Below are 16,982 nucleotides of genomic sequence, written 5' to 3'. Positions count from 1 at the left end.
GCGAAGGCCCATGTTAGCTGTGGACGAGAATGCCCCCCGGCCGCCTCGCTCATCAGTTCTTTTAAGGAAGACGGGTTCTCAATCTTCTTTGGGACGCTCGATGCGGATCACCTGCGGTTCGCCCACGAGGTAGCCTTCGCCCTTGATAGCAGCAACAGCCTTGCGCACGGAATCCTCCATCGTTGCATGGGTGACAAGGATGATCGTCTGGTGGTGCGACGGCGCCAGGTGCTGCTGCGACCGCTGCACAATGGATTCCAGAGAGATGTGGTTTTCCGCCATGCGCGTCGCGATGCTCGCAAAAACGCCGGTGCGGTCAAGCACCGTCAGGCGGATGAAGTAGCCGCCTTCATGGCTCTTCATCCGGGCCTTGCGATAGGATTCCAGCGCCTTTGCCGGATGGCCGAGAACCGGCACGCGCTGCGCGCCAGGCTGGCTTTTGGCGATGTCGGCGATGTCGCCAAGCACCGAGGATGCAGTCGCATTGCCGCCGGCCCCCGGGCCAACCATCAGCAATTCACCGAGAATATCGGACTCGATCGCCACAGCGTTGGTGACGCCGTCCACCTGGGCGATGACCGAATCGACAGGCACCATGGTCGGGTGCACGCGCTGTTCGATGCCGGTATCGGTGCGCTGTGCGACGCCGAGCAGCTTGATGCGATAGCCGAGCTCGGCCGCCGCATGGATATCCTCGATCGAAATATTCGTTATGCCTTCGAGGTAGATGTCGTCAGCCGCGATCTGGTTGCCGAAGGCAAGCGTCGTCAGGATCGAGAGCTTGTGCGCCGTATCATTGCCCTCGATGTCGAAGGCCGGATCGGCTTCGGCGTAGCCGAGACGCTGTGCTTCCTTCAGGCAATCTGCAAAGGAGAGGCCCTCCTTCTCCATCTTGGTCAGGATGTAGTTGCAGGTGCCGTTCATGATGCCGTAAATGCGCGAAATCGTGTTGCCTGTCAGCGATTCACGCAGCGCCTTGATGACGGGAATGCCGCCGGCCACGGCCGCTTCGAAATTCAGCAGCGTGCCCTTTTTTTCCGCGATCGTCGCCAGTTCGACGCCGTGATAGGCAAGCAGCGCCTTGTTGGCCGTCACCACATGGAGACCCCGTTCGAGAGCGGCGCGCACCGAACTGTTGGCAGGGCCGTTGGCGCCGCCGATGAGTTCGACGAAAACCTCGATGTCACCTTTTTCAGCCAGGTCTTCCGGCCGGTCGAACCACTCGACGCCGGCAAGATGAAGGCCGCGGTCCTTGGTCTTGTCGCGAGCCGAAACGCCCGTAATCAGGATCGGCCGCCCGCATGTGGCAGCAAGCTCGTTGCTGCGGCTCTGAATGATACGGACGAGCGAAGCACCAACGGTGCCAAGGCCCGCAATGCCGATTTTGAGGGCGTCTGTCATGGAACGATCCTGCGTGTTTTATGAGAGGCAGCCGCCAAAAAGCGGCTGCCGTTGAAGTGTGAAGATATCAGCGGTGCGCGTTGAGCGAGATGACGTTGTGCATCGTCTCGTCGGCCGTCGACAGGAACTTCTTGATGTTGCGGGCGGCCTGGCGGATGCGATGCTCGTTCTCCACGAGCGCCAGACGCACGTAATCGTCGCCCTGCTCGCCGAAGCCGACGCCCGGTGCGACCGCGACATCGGCCTTTTCGACAAGCAGCTTGGAAAATTCCAGCGAACCGAGATGACGGAACTTTTCCGGGATCTTCGCCCAGGCAAACATCGTGGCTGCCGGCGGCGGCACGTCGAAACCGGCCTTGCCGAAGCTCTCGACCATTACGTCGCGGCGGCGCTTGTAGACGTTGCGGACTTCCGCGATGTCGGAACCGTCGCCGTTCAACGCATGCGTCGCCGCGACCTGGATCGGCGTGAAGGCGCCGTAGTCAAGGTAGGACTTGACGCGCGTCAGGGCCGCGATCAGCCGCTCGTTGCCAACCGCAAAACCCATGCGCCAGCCGGGCATCGAGAAGGTCTTCGACATCGAGGTGAACTCGACGGTGACATCCATGGCGCCAGGAACCTGCAGGACCGAAGGCGGCGGCTCTCCATCGAAGTAGATTTCCGAATAGGCGAGGTCCGAAAGCACGATGATGTCGTGCTTCTTCGCGAAGGCAACGACATCCTTGTAGAAATCGAGCGTCGCGACAAAGGCCGTCGGGTTGGACGGATAGTTGAGGACCAGCGCTAAGGGCTTCGGGATCGAGTGGCGCACGGCCCGCTCCAAGGGCTGGAAGAAGTTCTCATCCGGCTCGACCGGGATCGAACGGATCACACCGCCCGCCATCAGGAAGCCGAAGGCATGGATCGGATAGGTCGGGTTCGGGCAGAGGATGACGTCGCCCGGCGCGGTGATCGCCTGCGCCATGTTGGCGAAGCCTTCCTTCGAGCCGAGGGTCGCGACGACCTGCGTATCCGGATTGAGCTTCACGCCGAAACGGCGGGCGTAATAGGCGGCCTGTGCCCGGCGAAGGCCGGGGATGCCCTTGGAGGAGGAATAGCGGTGCGTGCGCGGATCCTGGACGACCTCGCACAGTTTGTCGACGATCGCCTTTGGAGTGGGGAGATCCGGATTTCCCATGCCGAGATCGATGATATCGGCGCCGCCCGCTCGCGCGCTCGCTTTCAAACGGTTGACCTGTTCGAAAACGTAAGGCGGCAAACGCCGGACTTTGTGAAACTCTTCCATCTCTTTCCCCATGGAAATGCGGCCACCATGACCGCGCTCGAAGCTCGTTTGTTCCCGGCTGCCTGCGACACGAACTTCACAATCGCAAACGCCGTATTCATCAGACTTTCGTCCCGCGGCGAATCTTTGACGAAAGGCCGCGACAGACGCGCATTATCGGGAAAATTGCGTCTCCCGCCAGCTGCGGAAGGCTTTGCGTCCAAATCGCCTGAAAGGCAAGGCTTAATTGCCGATTGCAGAGAGCGCGTCTGTGCCGTGCTCGGCGGCAAGCTTGCGATATTCGGCCACCCGCCGCTGATATTCGGCTTCCGAAATCGTGCCTGCCTTGCGCTGGACGCGAAGTCCCGAAAGCTTCTGCCCCAAGCTTGCGGCTTCCTCGTTGCTCATCTGGGCGTTTGCTGCCGTCAGCGGCGCGCCGAAGCTCGGATAGCCGTCCGGATAATGGGCAAGGCTGCTTTGTGCCGGCTCCTCGCCCTTGGTCGGCGTCATGACGACGGCCGTCGGAGGCGCGCGCCGCGCCGCGGCGGCCGCCTTCTGCTCCGGCGTGTATGCGCATCCAGCAAGCGTCATCGCTGCGGCCGCGGCAGCGAGTGCCATGCGGGTTGCGAGTGCCATGCCTAAGATGCCGTTCGTCGTCATGCCAGATCTTCCAAATCCTGAAGCCTCAGCGACTGTTAAATTTGTCGCAGCAACAAAGCAATAGCACGAGTGCGCTTGCGTTGAACTTGTTTTCTCGATCCGGGACGATGTACAACTTAATATGCAAGAGAATGCTGCCGCCGGAGGAGACACGTGACCGACAGCAAGCAGGAAAATGGCGGGAAGACGAAAACCCCGGGTTTCGAACCGAATCTCGATCCTTACCTGTTGAAGGATCCCGAGGCGATGGCGATGAACATTGCCCGCGCGCTGGAAAACCTCGGCAAGGCGGCCTCCGTTTGGCTGGCGCCGCGCAAGAGCGGGGAAATCAACGACCGGCTCGCCGCGCCGATGACCGACATGGTCAAGACGCTCTCGAAGGTCACCGAATACTGGATGTCCGATCCGCGCCGGACTTTCGAGGCGCAAACACAGCTGATGAGCAGCTATTTCGGCGTCTGGATGCGTTCGATGCAACGGTTGCAAGGCGAGGCTGGCGAGCCCGAGCCGGAGCGCAAGGACAAGCGCTTTTCCGACGCAGATTGGCAGAAGAACCCCTTCTTCGATTTCCTGCGTCAGGTCTATTTCATCACCGCCGATTGGGCAGAGAAAATCGTCGCCCAGACCGAGGGGCTCGACGAGCATACAAGACATAAGGCGAGCTTCTACGTGAAGCAGATCACCGCTGCCCTTTCGCCGAGCAATTTTGTCGCCACCAACCCGCAGCTCTACCGCGAAACGATCGCAACCAGCGGCGAAAACCTGGTGCGCGGTATGAAGATGCTGGCGGAGGACATCGCGGCCGGCCGCGGCGACCTGAAACTGCGCCAAACCGACATGACCAAATTCGCCGTCGGCCGGGACATGGCGCTGACCCCCGGCAAGGTGATCGCGCAGAATGACATCTGCCAGATCATCCAGTACGAGTCGTCCACGGATACGGTGCTGAGACGCCCTCTCCTCATCTGCCCGCCGTGGATCAACAAATTCTATATTCTCGACCTCAACCCGCAGAAATCCTTCATTAAATGGTGCGTCGACCAGGGCCATACCGTCTTCGTCATCTCATGGGTGAACCCTGATGCCCGCCATGCCGGGAAGGATTGGACGGCCTATGCCCGCGAGGGCATCGATTTCGCGCTGGAAACGATCGAAAAGGCGACCGATGAAAAGGATGTGAATAGCGTCGGCTATTGCGTCGGCGGCACGCTGCTTGCGGCAACACTGGCGCTGCACGCCAAGGAGAAAAACAAGCGCATCAAGACGGCGACGCTGTTCACCACCCAGGTCGACTTCACCCATGCGGGCGACCTCAAGGTCTTCGTCGACGAGGAGCAGCTGGAAGCACTCGAGGCGCATATGCAGGCGACCGGCTATCTCGACGGCTCGAAGATGGCGACCGCCTTCAACATGCTGCGTGCCTCCGAGCTGATCTGGCCCTATTTCGTCAACAACTACCTGAAGGGCGAGATGCCGATGCCCTTCGACCTACTCTTCTGGAATGCCGATTCCACCCGCATGGCGGCCGCCAACCACGCCTTCTACCTGCGCAACTGCTATCTCAGGAACGCGCTCACCGCCGGCGAAATGATGCTTGGCGGCAAGACCGTATCGCTGAAGGACGTGAAGATCCCGGTCTACAATCTGGCGACCCGCGAAGACCATATCGCTCCTGCGAACTCCGTCTTCGTCGGCAGCCGGTTCTTCGGCGGAAAAGTCGATTTCGTGCTGGCCGGCTCCGGCCATATCGCCGGCGTCGTCAACCCGCCCGACAAGAAGAAATATCAGTTCTGGACCGGCGGCCCGACCAGGGGCGATTACGACACCTGGCTTGCCAAAGCCGAGGAAAACCCCGGCTCCTGGTGGCCACACTGGCACGCCTGGATCGAAGCCAAGGACGCTAAACGCGTGCCAGCGCGCAAACCCGGCGGCACGGCCCTCAACGCCATCGAGGAAGCACCGGGCAGCTACGTCATGGAGCGGGCATAACGGCACGGCTTGCAAGGCAAACGCGTTCTTTCAAAGGCGATGAGGCTCGCCGGCGACGGCGCCAGCTCCTTCGTTACACATCGCGAGGACAGGCAAACCGGTCCATTTCGTCCAGCCAGATAAGCCCGTAAAGGAATTAGTTACCATAGTGCGTCATGCTTCCAGGCAGTCGGCAAGCCGCATCGGGCCTCATTTTGGCCCTCTTGCTTCATTACCGGCTCCGGCAAGGGCGTTCCGCGTAAGCCGCCGGTAATGTGACGCGTTGGGAAACCGAGTAGTATGGCGTTTGCTGTTGAGACGCGTGAAAGCGTCAACCCTTTCGGCTGGGCTTTTTTTCGCTCAGCCAGACCCCTCCGGCTCATCTCCGGAACTGCTGCAATTGGTATCGCGGTCGCTCTGTCCGCCTGGACGATTGCCTCGATCGCGGCCATGCACGCCTCCGCCATGCCGCAACCCGCAGCTGCGACGATCGCCGATGTCGCGATCGCCCGGAAGCCGGCTCCACATGTTGCCACGCCTGCGCATCCGCTGATCCGCGTCAGCAAGTTCTCGCGCCTTCCGGGCCAGACGACGGTTTCGGACCGCATGGTTGCCGAACCCTCGCCAAAATCCTCCAAGGATATGGTCGCCCTCATGCAGCGCCGCGGCCTGTCGCTGCTTGCCATGCGCAACAACAGCGCGGCGATAGCCGCAGCGCTGAAGCAGCAGGCGCTGGTGCTTGCAAGCGCCGCACCAGTTCCGGCGGTCACCGCGCCTGCGGCCCTTCCGGCACCTGATTATTCGCTTCAGACCGCCTCCGCCAAGCCGGTTGAACCGGCGTCAAGCCTCGCGCTTGCGGCAACGCTTCCTTCCGCCCAGCCGATACCTGCCGCCGCTCCTGTCGAAACCGCCTCCGCCGAGACGACAACGTCCGACGAGCCTTTCGGCCTCGTTCTGGCGCCTGGCACCGATATTCCGCTGCCGATGGCACGCCCCGGCAAGCCGAAGATCGACGCGCCCGAAGCCGGACCGGCTCTTGCCTATGCGCGAACGGAAGATGACGACGAGGAGATGCCAGCATTCGCCAAGCCGGCCTTGATGCCGAGCGCCCGCAATGGGGTGGCGATCTACGATATCGAGGCCAGCATCGTCTATCTGCCGAGCGGCGAAAGGCTCGAAGCCCATTCCGGCCTCGGCGCCATGCGCGACAATCCGCGCTACGCCGATAAGAAAATGCGCGGCCCCACCCCGCCGCACACCTATGACCTCGCCATGCGAGAAGCGCTTTTCCATGGCGTCGAGGCGATCCGCCTCCATCCCATCGGCGGCCCGCAGAAGATCCACGGTCGCGTCGGCCTGCTCGCCCACACCTACATGCTCGGCAAGCGTGGCGATTCCAACGGATGCATCTCGTTCAAGGACTACCGCCGCTTCCTTGCCGCCTTCAAGCGCGGCGAAGTCAAACGCCTCGTGGTCGTGCCGCGCCTGAAAAACCCGCCCTCTCCACGTCCAAGCCTCGCATCGCTGTTTTCGAAACGAAGCTAAGCACCTGCCTCACCTCGCTGGATGGCCTTTAGTCCATCTTCCTGCGAAGGTAGGACGCGACGGGATAGCTGGCGAATTGGAGCAATGAGATGCCGGTGGGCTTCGCAAAAGGCCTCTGCCTTGATGCGAACAGGACGAATTGGGAGGGTAGCGGCCCCCGGCCTCTTTCCTGGGCGGCCTGGTATCCTGCGGATGACGGCGCAGTCGAGACGACCGTACCTGAAGCATCTTGGTTTTGGCTGAAGCCTGTTGCGCGTGACGCGGCTCTTAAACCGGCAGCGAGGCCCCATTCCCTCGTGCTGCTCTCTCATGGCACCGGGGGAGTTGCCGCCGGTCTCGAATGGCTGGCCCATCGCCTGGCGCAGCGGGGCTTCGTCGCCCTTGCGGTCAATCATCACGGCCACACCGGTGCCGAACCCTACAGACCGGAAGGCTTCCTCTGCCTCTGGGAACGGGCAAGCGACATAAGTGCAATGCTCGACGATCGCAGCTGGCGAAGGCAACTGGGCGGAATGATCAGCGCTCACGCCTGCGTCGCTGGTTTTTCCGCCGGTGCCTACACGGCTATGTTGCTGATGGGCGCACGCGTGGCCTATTCCCAGTTTGAATCTGCAAACCCGATCAAGAGCCCGCACCGTGGGCCGAGGGAGTTTCCCGATCTGGCCGACCACATATCTCCCCTGCTGGAGCGCAGCGAAGTTTTCCGCGCGTCGTGGAGCCGCAGATCAAAAGACTATAGCGACCCTCGATTTGATGCTGCCCTCGTCCTTGCGCCTGGCCGCTCGGTGTTGGGCTTTTCGGCCGAGAGCCTGAAGCGGATCGCAAAGCCGATTCGAATTGTCGGCGGTGATGCGGATACCATTGCGCCTGCGCAGGAGTGCTGCGGCTGGCTGCACAGCCATCTGCCAGGCGCCGGGCTGGATATTCTCAAAGGCGGAGTTGACCATTACGTTTTTGTGCCGGAACCGACGCCGCAAGGCCGGAAACTGGCACCGGACATATTCACGGATGCCGATGGCATCGATCGGCGGTCTATTCACGACGAAGTCGCCAGCATCGCAGCTCGGTTCTTTGGTTCCGTTGTCTGAAATCGTCTCCGCCGCCTTTTTCGCCCATTAGCTCGCAGCGAACCCGCGGTCCGACATCGTCTCGAGCCATATCACGGTATGGTGGGTCATTGCCGGAGCGTGGCGGGAATCGTCCGGTAGCTCTGCCAGTTCCGACAGCCTATGAATACCGGTGAGGATCGCGATACGGCACCGGTCGAGCGTCCGGCCCGACGCCTTTTCATAAGCCGCAGCGATCCGCTCGGTGAGATCCGGCGATATGAAGTTCGAATAGATGAACTCCTGGTGGACCGGACCAAAGCCGGAATCAGCAAAATCGTAGATGCCGTTGAGGCGGCTCCGCACACGGTCGAAAGCCATGTTCCATCCATGGCCGTCGAAAAAGCCATAGGTCTGTCCGTGGGGATCGGGCGCAAGCCGCTCGAATCCTGCGATGATATCCTCGGCCACGCCGCGAAGTTCGGCCGGAAGGGCCGGCACGGCTTTGCCGCGAAGCGTTGCAGGGCTTTGCCATGCGCCGATCGGCGCGGCGCCGGCATCCGCCATTTGCTCCTTGTCGAGCCGGTGAAGTTCGGTGTAAAACTGCCCCAATGCATCGCCAAGGCGCTGGCGCGCATCCTCCGGCAGCCTGTCATATTCGGCCGTGAGCAGATGTTCGCCCTTCAGCTTCTCATGAAGAGAAAACAGGTGCTGACCTCTCTCGAAAATGCGCAGCGCCGGGACGGCCATTGAGACCCTGGGTCGCACGACAGCAAGCAGTGCGGCCTCCCTCACAAGCGCCTTTTGTGCGACCTCATTGCGTGGAAACTTGAAGATCAGCCGGTCGTCCACGTCAACGGCGATCGAATCCCAGCCTACCGGGGCGAGCTCGAATGTCGATGCCGCCAAGTCCGGATACTCGCTGAGAATGATGTCCCGGAACTGATCTAACTTTTCCGTTGTCATGGTGCCTTTCGTCGATCATCGAGCAGCGCGGCAAGATACGCAATTCAGGAACACTGGCAACGCCCCCTCGTAGTCACGGCCAATGCGCTCGTTGGGTCAGTTTCGCATCACCCACCGAACGCCGGCAGCGGCAGCCAGGCCCAGAACTGGCCATATCGCCCAGAATATCCCGTGCCACGATAAAAGGTTGATCGCGATCATGCCAAGACCGGCGATGCCGAGGGCGGCAATGCCCCGATCGACGCGGTTCTGGTTCCGCACCCATGTCATTGCCGTCAGGACAGCAAAGGCAAGAAGCGGCCATGCCGCCCAGAAGACGCCCCGCCAGGAAAGAAGATTAATGACGACCAGCACAGCGCTCAACAAGGCGAGCAGACCAAACATCTTGCGAGCCTTTGCGCCAAGCGGCCGATTGGTCATTGCCGGAGCATCCGGGCGGTTCGCTGCAGCCTCCGGCTGCAGGGCGCTCTTTGTGCCTTCGCCGATGCGCACGGCATAACTCGGCACGGGCTCCGTGACATTCTTCACCACCAAAGGCCCGAGAAAATCGAAACCGACGGCCACCTTGTTGCGGACCTGGTCGTAGACGGTATTCGATATCACGATCCCGCCGGCGGTGGCAGACGCCTGCAGCCGCGCGGCAATATTGACGCCGTCACCATAGAGATCCTCGCCTTCGACGATCACATCGCCGAGATTGATGCCGATCCGGAACAGCATGCGACCGTCCGCTGGCCGCGTAGCGTTCATGCCCGCGAGCTCGTTCTGAACGTCGACTGCCGCACGCACCGCCTCGACGACGCTCGGAAAATCGGCGATCAATCCGTCGCCCCAGGTATTGATCACCCGCCCTCCGTGCAACGCGATTAGCCGCGACATCGCATTGCGATACCGCTTCAGCATCGCCAGCGTGCCCTCCTCATCCGCACCCATCAGGCGCGTGTAATCCTGCACGTCGGCGGAGAAGATGGTGGTCAGCTTGCGTCGCGTTTCGCTCATGATGTCCCGCCGCGTTTCCTTGTGTCCAATCAGAAAAGCTAGGGCAAGTCCTCAATAAATCCGGTTCTGTAAGCGCGATTTGCGCAATGTCCGTTTCGCTCCGAAAGCGCCGTCCGAGTGGAGCGCAAGACGCAAAACACGGGTGAAACCCACCGCGTGACTGGAAAGGCATACCGACGCACCTTGTCGAAGTGGTACAAATCTCTTGGTAGCGGTTGATCGCGATGGACGAACGCGGCATAGCTGCATTATGTACGATGAGGACAATCTCCGCTAAGGCCCTGCAATGGTGAATTATATCGAAGCCTCCTCCGCGCCGCCGAAGAATACCGGCGCCATCCGGCTCTATGGTCCCGAGGCCTTCGAGAGCATGCGCAAGGCGTGCCAGTTGACCGCCCGCTGCCTCGACGAACTCGCGGCGATCGTCAGGCCCGGGCTTCCGACCGACGCGATCGACCGGTTCGTCTTCGAATTCGGCATGGACAACGGCGCCCATCCCGCGACGCTCAATTATCGCGGCTATACCAAATCCACCTGCACCTCGATCAACCACGTCGTCTGCCACGGCATTCCGGACGCAAAACCGCTGCGCGAAGGCGATATCGTCAATATCGACGTGACCTTCGTGCTCGACGGCTGGCACGGCGATTCCAGCCGCATGTATCCGGTCGGGCAGATCAAGCGTGCCGCCGAACGTCTCCTCGAAGTCACGCATGAAGCGCTGATGCGCGGCATTGCCGCCGTCCGCCCCGGCGCGCGCACCGGCGCGATCGGCGAGGCGATCCAGACCTACGCAGAAAACGAGCGCTGCTCGGTCGTCCGCGATTTCTGCGGCCACGGCGTTGGCCGCCTCTTCCACGATTCGCCAAACATCCTGCATTACGGCCGGGCCAACGAGGGTCCGGAGTTGCGCGAAGGCATGATCTTCACGATCGAGCCGATGATCAATCTCGGCCGTCCACATGTGAAGGTGCTTGCCGATGGCTGGACGGCGGTCACGCGCGACCGGTCGCTTTCGGCGCAATACGAACACACCGTCGGTGTCACGGCCGGCGGCTGCGAGATCTTCACGCTTTCGCCCGGCGGCATCGACCGTCCGGGCCTGCCGCTCAACGGGTGAACGCAGATCGCTTCCGCCAGAACCATGAACTGCCTTTCGACTTAGGCCACCATGGCCGGTTGACGAGCGCCAATTCTTTGCCGAACAGCCGGCTAAGCCCGCTCTAATCCGCAAACAGACCGCTGCCCGGGCTCTCTCCAAGGAAGAACTATCGCGGCCATCGTGAGCGGCTACGCGGCCGCTTCCGCGACCTCGCGATACTGCACTTGCCGTTACGAATCTCGATTGCCGCTGTTTTGGCTAATCCCGCGGCACGATACGTAGCCGATCGCCAAGGCGCTGCTTGAGCGTTTCGGTTTCGCTGGCCGCCGTCTTCGGCGAAGCAGCCACCCCTCCTGCAGGAAGTCAAGGCCTCGGCGCTTCAGGAAGTTCGAGGTCACCAAGATCATCGAGACTGAGGAGCAAGTGCACCAGGGCGAGGGAACGGCTCGATTGAGCCATTGTTGAATTTAACAGTGCCGGCAATGAGCTAAAGTTCGTAGCGCGGACAACCCGTCACCTACTCTGTCCCCTGTGAGCGGTAATGATCCACGCGCGCGACTCAAACAGTACGCCCTGCGTGGTCATATGCGCCTCCAGTAAATCGCGCAGTCGCTGCAATGCCTTGTCGGGCGCTTCATCGGTTCGCGCGAGCGCGTCCTTCGCACGTCGGTAAAATCGATCGAAACAAAGCCCGCCGTGCTCAGAAGCTCTTTAGCGATGGTGGGATCGCCAAGTGAAAACGGTGTGACAGCAGCTGCGGAAACCGCGGTTCCGGGGGCCAAGGTTCGCCGAATGGCACCAGACCACTCGTTGCGCTCCTGGCTCTGCCAAACCATCCATACAAGGCGCGCGCCCGGACGCATCGCGCGGGCGACATTGGCAAACGCCGCCACCGGATCAGCAAAGAACATCACGCCAAACCGGCTGATGCAGAGGTCGAATCTGGCAGCGGGAAATGCGTGGTGCTGGGCATCACCGTGCTCAAACACAACATTTTGCAACCCCGCTTCGTTGGAACGTCGTCGCGCAACCTCGAGAATCTCCAAGGACGTATCCACGCCGAGCGCGTCGCCTTGCACCGCGACACGGGCGGCCTCACGCGTTGATTGTCCTGCCCCGCAACCGATATCGAGCACGCGGTCACGTACTCCAACGCTCGCGGCGGCGCGCAAATGCCCGTTGTGCCGCTTTAATTCTGCGTCATAGAAGTCGGCACGATCCAACGTCTCCACCTCACTTGATTTTGTCTCGGTCACTTGACGGAAGTTCGCTTTTCGTCGCTTCCGCGGCGGCTTGAAAGGCTTCCGTCAGTTTTTGCAGCACGGAAAATTCGCTCTTGGGTGAAGCCCCGAGATGCAGGACGCGCAGCTCGTCCATGAATTCTTCCCATAACTCTGGTCCGCCCTCTTCGAGCAATTGAGCCCGAATGCTGAGCTCCCTGGTCGCGGGCCGGTGCCGGCGCCCCCATGCGCCTATCGTGGCCATGACCGGAACCAGTTGGATCGCCGATTCTGAGAGCGAATAGATCACCTTCTGCTTATGGCTTGGATCGTCGCTGCGGCTGAGCAAGCCTATATCGACGAGGTGTTTGAGCCGTGCAGACAGAATATTCGAGGCGATGCCCTCCATCGAATTCTCAAGCAGTTCCCGAAAATGGCGGCGGTTGCCGAACATCATGTCGCGAATGACGACAAGGCTCCAACGGTCTCCAATAACTTCCATGGTCAGGTTGATGGGGCAGCCTGAGCGATTGTCGAGCATATCGATCCTTCCGGGAAAACCGGTTGCATAATGGGATTGGTTATGCAATAACACAACCAGTTGCATAATGCAATTGGATAGAGAAGGGCAATGGCAGGCACTTCACCACAGCCGGAACCATGAGCCTTACCCACCGCGCTCTGCTGCGTCCATCGCTAAGCGTGGCGACACTCACACCTCAGCCTTTTGCGACTTCATCCTTTGCAAGGGAGGGACCACCGAAATGAATGAAAGCATCATCATGGCTGACGGCCTGGAAATTGCCACGCAGGTTTTTGGCGACCCGACCCACGAGCCTACGCTGCTTATTATGGGTGCCATGGCCTCAATGCTTTGGTGGCCGGAAGAGTTTTGCCATCAGCTCGCCGCCCAAGGCCGCTATGTCATCCGCTATGACAATCGCGACACCGGCCTTTCGACCTTCTACGAGCCGGGCAGCCCGCCTTATACGATGGACGACATGGCCGAGGAAGCAATGCACGTACTCGAAGCTTACGGCATCGAGAGCGCCCATCTGGTCGGCATGTCGCTGGGCGGTATGATCGCACAGATCGCTGCCCTCGCCCATCCAGCGCGGGTGAGAACGCTGACGCTGATCTCTACCACGCCGATCGGCGTTGACACCTCCACTCTACCGCAAACCAGCGATACCTATATGGAGCATGCGGCGGCAGGCGAGAGCGTTGATTGGACCGACAACGCTCAGGTCATCGACTTCATCGTCAAGGATACGCGGATGATTGCTGGCACGGCGCACCGCCATGATGAGGAACGTACCCGTAATCTTGTGGAGCGCGACGTCAAGCGCGCTAAAAACTTCGTCAGTGCTACCAATCATGTCATGCTGAAGGGTGGCGATGCGTGGAAAAGCAAGCTCGGCGAGTTGGTCGCGCCCCTTCTCATCGTCCACGGTACGGCAGACCCGATCTTCCCGGTCGAGCACGGCGAATTATTGGCAGAAACCGTCGAAGGCGCAGAACTTCTCCGTCTTGAGGGCGGCGGCCATGAAATTCATCCCGAGGATTGGGATGAAATCATTTCAGCATTCGACGCTCACACCGGTGCACAGCATCCCTCAAAGCTGCCTTAGGCCACCGGCTTGGGATGCTCAGGGCGGCGGTGCCCGCGACGGCCGCTGGCTCGAGACCGCGGCATCGTGCCAGTCCATCAGCGGCCAGGCAGCGCTGAGGCGTCACGTTCATCACGCTCGAGGACAAAAGCGGCATCGCCAATCTCGTAGTCTGGCCGCAGGTGTTCGAGAAGAAAGAACCGGCGCACCATTTTCTCGGCCGAAATGATCGCCGTGCGCGGTCGCATGCGGCGCGCGGGCGAAGTCGTTCGCTTGTCGCGCAGAGCCTGACGGATCTATCTGCCGAGTTGGCGAGTGTCGGAGACCGGGACGGCGGCTTCCCGCAGCGTGGCCCGGGGCGACGAATTCCATCATGGACCGCCCGCACCCGACCCGCGCGGTTTGCCGCCCAAAGGACTGCGCACGCGCGACATCTACATTTCCGACCTGCACCGGGACACGATTAAGGTGAACACGCGGGATTTCCGGTAGTATCGTCAAATCCAGACTGCTTACGACGGGGCCCTATCAAACCGCCGCTGCATCCGGTAGCTTTAAGCCTTCGCCTTACGGGCCTTTACCTTCAGCCGCACCAGCGGCCAGATCGTGCGGACACCCGGAGAAGAGCCAATAGCAATGTGACCGTCACGAAGTCCACGAGGAGTATCGCATGAACAAGCCCCTGAGCCAGAGCGAGACGCCCTTCACTAGGCCCCCTCACGAGGCGGAACCGCACGCAGCAACCATCGCGATTCACGCGAACATGACGATCGAGCACATCCTTCAGGCTCTACCGGAAGCCGTCTATACGACCGATGCGTCAGGGCTGATAACCTTCTACAACGAGGCGGCCGCCGAGCTCTGGGGAGTGAGGCCGGAGCTCGGGAAGAGCGAATTCTGCGGCTCCTGGAAGCTATATTGGCCGGACGGCACGCCCCTGCCACATGACGAATGCCCTATGGCCGTGGCGCTGCGCGAAAAGCGCCCGGTGCGAGGGCTCGAAGCATTTGCCGAGCGACCGGACGGCCGCCGGGTCCTGTTCCGGGCCTTTCCGACTCCGATCTTCGACGCCGAGGGCACGCTGCTCGGTGCGGTCAACATGCTCGTCGATCAATCGGACGCTGCTGTCGCCGACGAAGCCGCGCAGCGGGTCGCAGCTATAGTCGAATCATCCGACGACGCCATCCTGGCAAAGGATCTCAACGGCACAATCACCGACTGGAACCGCGGCGCCGAGCGGCTTTTCGGCTATACTGCCGAAGAAGCCATCGGCCGCTCGGTCACCATGCTCATCCCACTGGATCGAGCCGACGAGGAGCCGAACATCCTCGCCCGGCTTCGACGGGGCGAAAAGATCGACCACTACGAGACCATCCGCCGGTGCAAGGATGGGAGCCTTGTCGAGATATCCTTGTCGGTGTCGCCGATCCGAAATCGCGCAGGCCAAGTGATCGGCGCATCCAAGATCGCGCGTGACATCACCGAACGCAGGCGCGCCGAAGAGCAGCAGCACCTTCTCCTCCGAGAGATGGATCACCGCGTCAAGAACCTTTTCGCGCTGGCGAGCAGCGTCGTGTCGCTGAGTGCAAAAAGGGCGACGACACCGCGCGAGCTCGCCACAGCAGTGTCTCAGAGGCTGGGAGCACTCGCCCAGGCCCACGCCTTGACGGTGACGCGGACGTCCCAGGCGTCGGACCGCATCGAGCAGGCGACCACGCTCCACACCCTGTTGCGGACGATCCTAGCGCCATATGATCGCGGCGCAGACGCATCCACACCCCATGCGGTCGTAAGTGGCCCCGACGCGACGATCTCCGGGGGGTCTCTCACGAGCTTCGCGCTGCTGCTGCACGAGTTTGCGACCAATGCCGCGAAATATGGGGCGCTGTCGACCGACAAGGGCTGCGTCGAAATCGCGTGCGAAGAGGAAGGCGACACCTTCATCCTCACCTGGACCGAGCGAGACGGCCCGCCCGTAATACAAGCCGCTGACGGGGACGGCTTCGGCACGACTCTCGGCCGCGCCACGGTCCGTAGCCAGCTTGGCGGCGAGATCCAGCGAGACTGGAAGCCGGAAGGCCTCGTCATTCGGTTGTCAGTCCCGCGCGATCGCCTGCAAGCTTGACGGCAGGCCGCGCAACGATCTCGGCCCACTTGGGCAAGCCCGAGCTGGGCTCCTTCAGCCACGCCCCGGTCACCACAGCGCGGCTTCCGCTCAGTCCTGGCATCGATGCGACATCCGATCGCCGCGGTTCACTCGAACCGCAGATCGTCGGCGCTATCGCCACCGCCTTACATGTTCAACCAAGGCACGTAGCTTCGGGGCGAGATTCCGCCGGTTGGGAAAATAGAGAAAAAAGCCCGCAAACGGCGGGGAATACTCTTGGAGGAGAGGCACCAGCTTGCCGGATGAGACGAGGGGTCTGAAGGTCTCCTCCATGCCAAAGGTTATGCCTCCCCCGGCGCAGGCCGTGCGGATCATCAACCACATATCATTGGTGGTGATCTGAGGATTGACCGCCACGTCAAACTCACGTCCATTTTCACCAAACTCCCAGCGGTAAGGCGCGGTGTGCGGTGCGGGACGCCAGCCAATACAGCGATGCTGGGCCAACTCCGAGGGATGCGAGGGCTTCCCGAAGCGCTCGATATAGGAAGGCGCGGCAACCGCGATCTGACGTTGCTCGCCCGACACCGGGATAGCGATCATATCCTGGTCGATCACTTCGCCAAGCCGCACCCCCGCGTCATATCCCTCCGCCACAATGTCGAATGCTTCGTCCGTGACGGACAGATCGATTTGGACGGCAGGGTAGGCGTCCGCAAAGCTCGACAGCAGCGGTCCTGAGATGAACCGTTCTGCGATCGAGGACACTGCCAGCCGCAAAAGGCCGCTCGGAGCGATGTCTCGATCCGCGGTGGCGTTCAGGGCCAGGCCGACCTCCGCAATGGCTGGCGCCACGCGCTGGTAAAGCTGCTCGCCAGCTTCTGTCAGGCTGACGCTCCGGGTTGTTCGCTGAACGAGCGCGACGCCAACCCGATCTTCGAGGCGACGGATCGTCTGGCTCACCGCTGGCCGCGTGACACCTAAGTGCTCGGCGGCCGCGCGGAAGCTTCGTGCCTCCGCGACGGCCAGAAAAACAGAGATGCCATTCAGATCCACAGCCATTGGTTAGTCTAACTTACCAGCGTGGTCACGAT

The 16,982-nt window shown here is 61.3% G+C and carries 14 protein-coding genes and 1 pseudogene; 6 read left to right on the top strand and 9 right to left on the bottom strand.

Annotated features, from left to right (window positions below; translation table 11 throughout):
• Positions 1-78 precede the first annotated feature (78 nt).
• The 3 genes from A3C3_RS0115000 to A3C3_RS0114990 all read right to left on the bottom strand — a co-directional run bounded on the left by A3C3_RS0115000 (position 79) and on the right by A3C3_RS0114990 (position 3,325).
• Positions 79-1,401: a homoserine dehydrogenase gene (locus A3C3_RS0115000; RefSeq protein ID WP_022715416.1), complete on the bottom strand. Its 1,323-nt coding sequence runs from the start codon at positions 1,399-1,401 to the stop codon at positions 79-81.
• Between the two features lie 67 nt (positions 1,402-1,468).
• The gene (locus A3C3_RS0114995; RefSeq protein ID WP_022715415.1) at positions 1,469-2,686 is read right to left on the bottom strand and encodes an LL-diaminopimelate aminotransferase; all 1,218 of its coding nucleotides are present in this window, start codon (positions 2,684-2,686) and stop codon (positions 1,469-1,471) included.
• Positions 2,687-2,908: 222 nt separating this feature from the next.
• The gene (locus tag A3C3_RS0114990; RefSeq protein ID WP_022715414.1) at positions 2,909-3,325 is read right to left on the bottom strand and encodes a hypothetical protein; all 417 of its coding nucleotides are present in this window, start codon (positions 3,323-3,325) and stop codon (positions 2,909-2,911) included.
• 153 nt (positions 3,326-3,478) lie between these two features.
• Here A3C3_RS0114990 and phaC point away from each other — a divergent pair, with 153 nt between their 5' ends.
• The 3 genes from phaC to A3C3_RS0114975 all read left to right on the top strand — a co-directional run bounded on the left by phaC (position 3,479) and on the right by A3C3_RS0114975 (position 7,926).
• On the top strand, positions 3,479-5,314 hold the full coding sequence (phaC, locus tag A3C3_RS0114985; protein ID WP_022715413.1) for a class I poly(R)-hydroxyalkanoic acid synthase: 1,836 nt from the start codon (positions 3,479-3,481) through the stop codon (positions 5,312-5,314).
• Between the two features lie 279 nt (positions 5,315-5,593).
• Positions 5,594-6,838, top strand: coding sequence for a DUF2778 domain-containing protein (locus A3C3_RS0114980; RefSeq protein ID WP_022715412.1), 1,245 nt, complete (start codon positions 5,594-5,596; stop codon positions 6,836-6,838).
• Between the two features lie 89 nt (positions 6,839-6,927).
• The gene (locus A3C3_RS0114975; protein WP_022715411.1) at positions 6,928-7,926 is read left to right on the top strand and encodes an alpha/beta hydrolase family protein; all 999 of its coding nucleotides are present in this window, start codon (positions 6,928-6,930) and stop codon (positions 7,924-7,926) included.
• Between the two features lie 27 nt (positions 7,927-7,953).
• Here the strand turns inward: A3C3_RS0114975 and A3C3_RS38480 are convergent, their stop codons facing one another.
• Positions 7,954-8,850, bottom strand: coding sequence for a phosphotransferase family protein (locus tag A3C3_RS38480; RefSeq protein ID WP_022715410.1), 897 nt, complete (start codon positions 8,848-8,850; stop codon positions 7,954-7,956).
• A gap of 96 nt (positions 8,851-8,946) precedes the next feature.
• Positions 8,947-9,849 carry an adenylate/guanylate cyclase domain-containing protein gene (locus tag A3C3_RS0114965; RefSeq protein ID WP_022715409.1) on the bottom strand — a complete coding sequence of 301 codons (903 nt, stop codon included), beginning with the start codon at positions 9,847-9,849 and terminating at the stop codon, positions 8,947-8,949.
• Positions 9,850-10,135: 286 nt separating this feature from the next.
• Here A3C3_RS0114965 and map point away from each other — a divergent pair, with 286 nt between their 5' ends.
• Complete coding sequence (map, locus tag A3C3_RS0114960) at positions 10,136-10,969, top strand: type I methionyl aminopeptidase (RefSeq protein ID WP_022715408.1); 834 nt, start codon at positions 10,136-10,138, stop codon at positions 10,967-10,969.
• A gap of 495 nt (positions 10,970-11,464) precedes the next feature.
• Here the strand turns inward: map and A3C3_RS41530 are convergent.
• Positions 11,465-12,174, bottom strand: a pseudogene (locus A3C3_RS41530) (class I SAM-dependent methyltransferase).
• Between the two features lie 10 nt (positions 12,175-12,184).
• Positions 12,185-12,712, bottom strand: coding sequence for a winged helix-turn-helix transcriptional regulator (locus tag A3C3_RS0114945; RefSeq protein ID WP_022715406.1), 528 nt, complete (start codon positions 12,710-12,712; stop codon positions 12,185-12,187).
• A gap of 223 nt (positions 12,713-12,935) precedes the next feature.
• Here A3C3_RS0114945 and A3C3_RS0114940 point away from each other — a divergent pair, with 223 nt between their 5' ends.
• Positions 12,936-13,802 carry an alpha/beta fold hydrolase gene (locus A3C3_RS0114940; protein ID WP_022715405.1) on the top strand — a complete coding sequence of 289 codons (867 nt, stop codon included), beginning with the start codon at positions 12,936-12,938 and terminating at the stop codon, positions 13,800-13,802.
• A gap of 77 nt (positions 13,803-13,879) precedes the next feature.
• On the opposite strand, the gene A3C3_RS45255 is transcribed toward A3C3_RS0114940, so the two are convergent.
• On the bottom strand, positions 13,880-14,029 hold the full coding sequence (locus A3C3_RS45255) for a hypothetical protein (protein ID WP_022715404.1): 150 nt from the start codon (positions 14,027-14,029) through the stop codon (positions 13,880-13,882).
• A gap of 422 nt (positions 14,030-14,451) precedes the next feature.
• On the opposite strand from A3C3_RS45255, the gene A3C3_RS0114925 reads away from it, so the two are divergent.
• Positions 14,452-15,906, top strand: coding sequence for a PAS domain S-box protein (locus A3C3_RS0114925; protein ID WP_084796963.1), 1,455 nt, complete (start codon positions 14,452-14,454; stop codon positions 15,904-15,906).
• Between the two features lie 153 nt (positions 15,907-16,059).
• On the opposite strand, the gene A3C3_RS0114920 is transcribed toward A3C3_RS0114925, so the two are convergent.
• Complete coding sequence (locus A3C3_RS0114920; protein WP_022715401.1) at positions 16,060-16,950, bottom strand: LysR family transcriptional regulator; 891 nt, start codon at positions 16,948-16,950, stop codon at positions 16,060-16,062.
• Positions 16,951-16,982 lie beyond the last annotated feature (32 nt).

It is taken from the genome of Rhizobium mongolense USDA 1844 (assembly GCF_000419765.1).
Classification (GTDB): Bacteria; Pseudomonadota; Alphaproteobacteria; order Rhizobiales; family Rhizobiaceae; genus Rhizobium; species Rhizobium mongolense.
Note: the sequence above shows the minus strand (reverse complement) of the source record. Positions and strands in the feature narration are given on the sequence as shown.

Coding starts and splice junctions, on each gene's coding strand:
- A3C3_RS0114925 (WP_084796963.1), top strand. CDS start 14,452: ATGAACAAGCCCCTGAGCCAGAGCGAGACGCCCTTCACTAGGCCCCCT.
- A3C3_RS0114945 (WP_022715406.1), bottom strand. CDS start 12,712: ATGCTCGACAATCGCTCAGGCTGCCCCATCAACCTGACCATGGAAGTT.
- A3C3_RS0115000 (WP_022715416.1), bottom strand. CDS start 1,401: ATGACAGACGCCCTCAAAATCGGCATTGCGGGCCTTGGCACCGTTGGT.
- A3C3_RS45255 (WP_022715404.1), bottom strand. CDS start 14,029: ATGCGACCGCGCACGGCGATCATTTCGGCCGAGAAAATGGTGCGCCGG.
- map (WP_022715408.1), top strand. CDS start 10,136: ATGGTGAATTATATCGAAGCCTCCTCCGCGCCGCCGAAGAATACCGGC.
- A3C3_RS0114990 (WP_022715414.1), bottom strand. CDS start 3,325: ATGACGACGAACGGCATCTTAGGCATGGCACTCGCAACCCGCATGGCA.
- A3C3_RS0114940 (WP_022715405.1), top strand. CDS start 12,936: ATGAATGAAAGCATCATCATGGCTGACGGCCTGGAAATTGCCACGCAG.
- A3C3_RS0114920 (WP_022715401.1), bottom strand. CDS start 16,950: ATGGCTGTGGATCTGAATGGCATCTCTGTTTTTCTGGCCGTCGCGGAG.
- A3C3_RS38480 (WP_022715410.1), bottom strand. CDS start 8,850: ATGACAACGGAAAAGTTAGATCAGTTCCGGGACATCATTCTCAGCGAG.
- A3C3_RS0114980 (WP_022715412.1), top strand. CDS start 5,594: ATGGCGTTTGCTGTTGAGACGCGTGAAAGCGTCAACCCTTTCGGCTGG.
- A3C3_RS0114995 (WP_022715415.1), bottom strand. CDS start 2,686: ATGGAAGAGTTTCACAAAGTCCGGCGTTTGCCGCCTTACGTTTTCGAA.
- A3C3_RS0114975 (WP_022715411.1), top strand. CDS start 6,928: ATGCCGGTGGGCTTCGCAAAAGGCCTCTGCCTTGATGCGAACAGGACG.
- A3C3_RS0114965 (WP_022715409.1), bottom strand. CDS start 9,849: ATGAGCGAAACGCGACGCAAGCTGACCACCATCTTCTCCGCCGACGTG.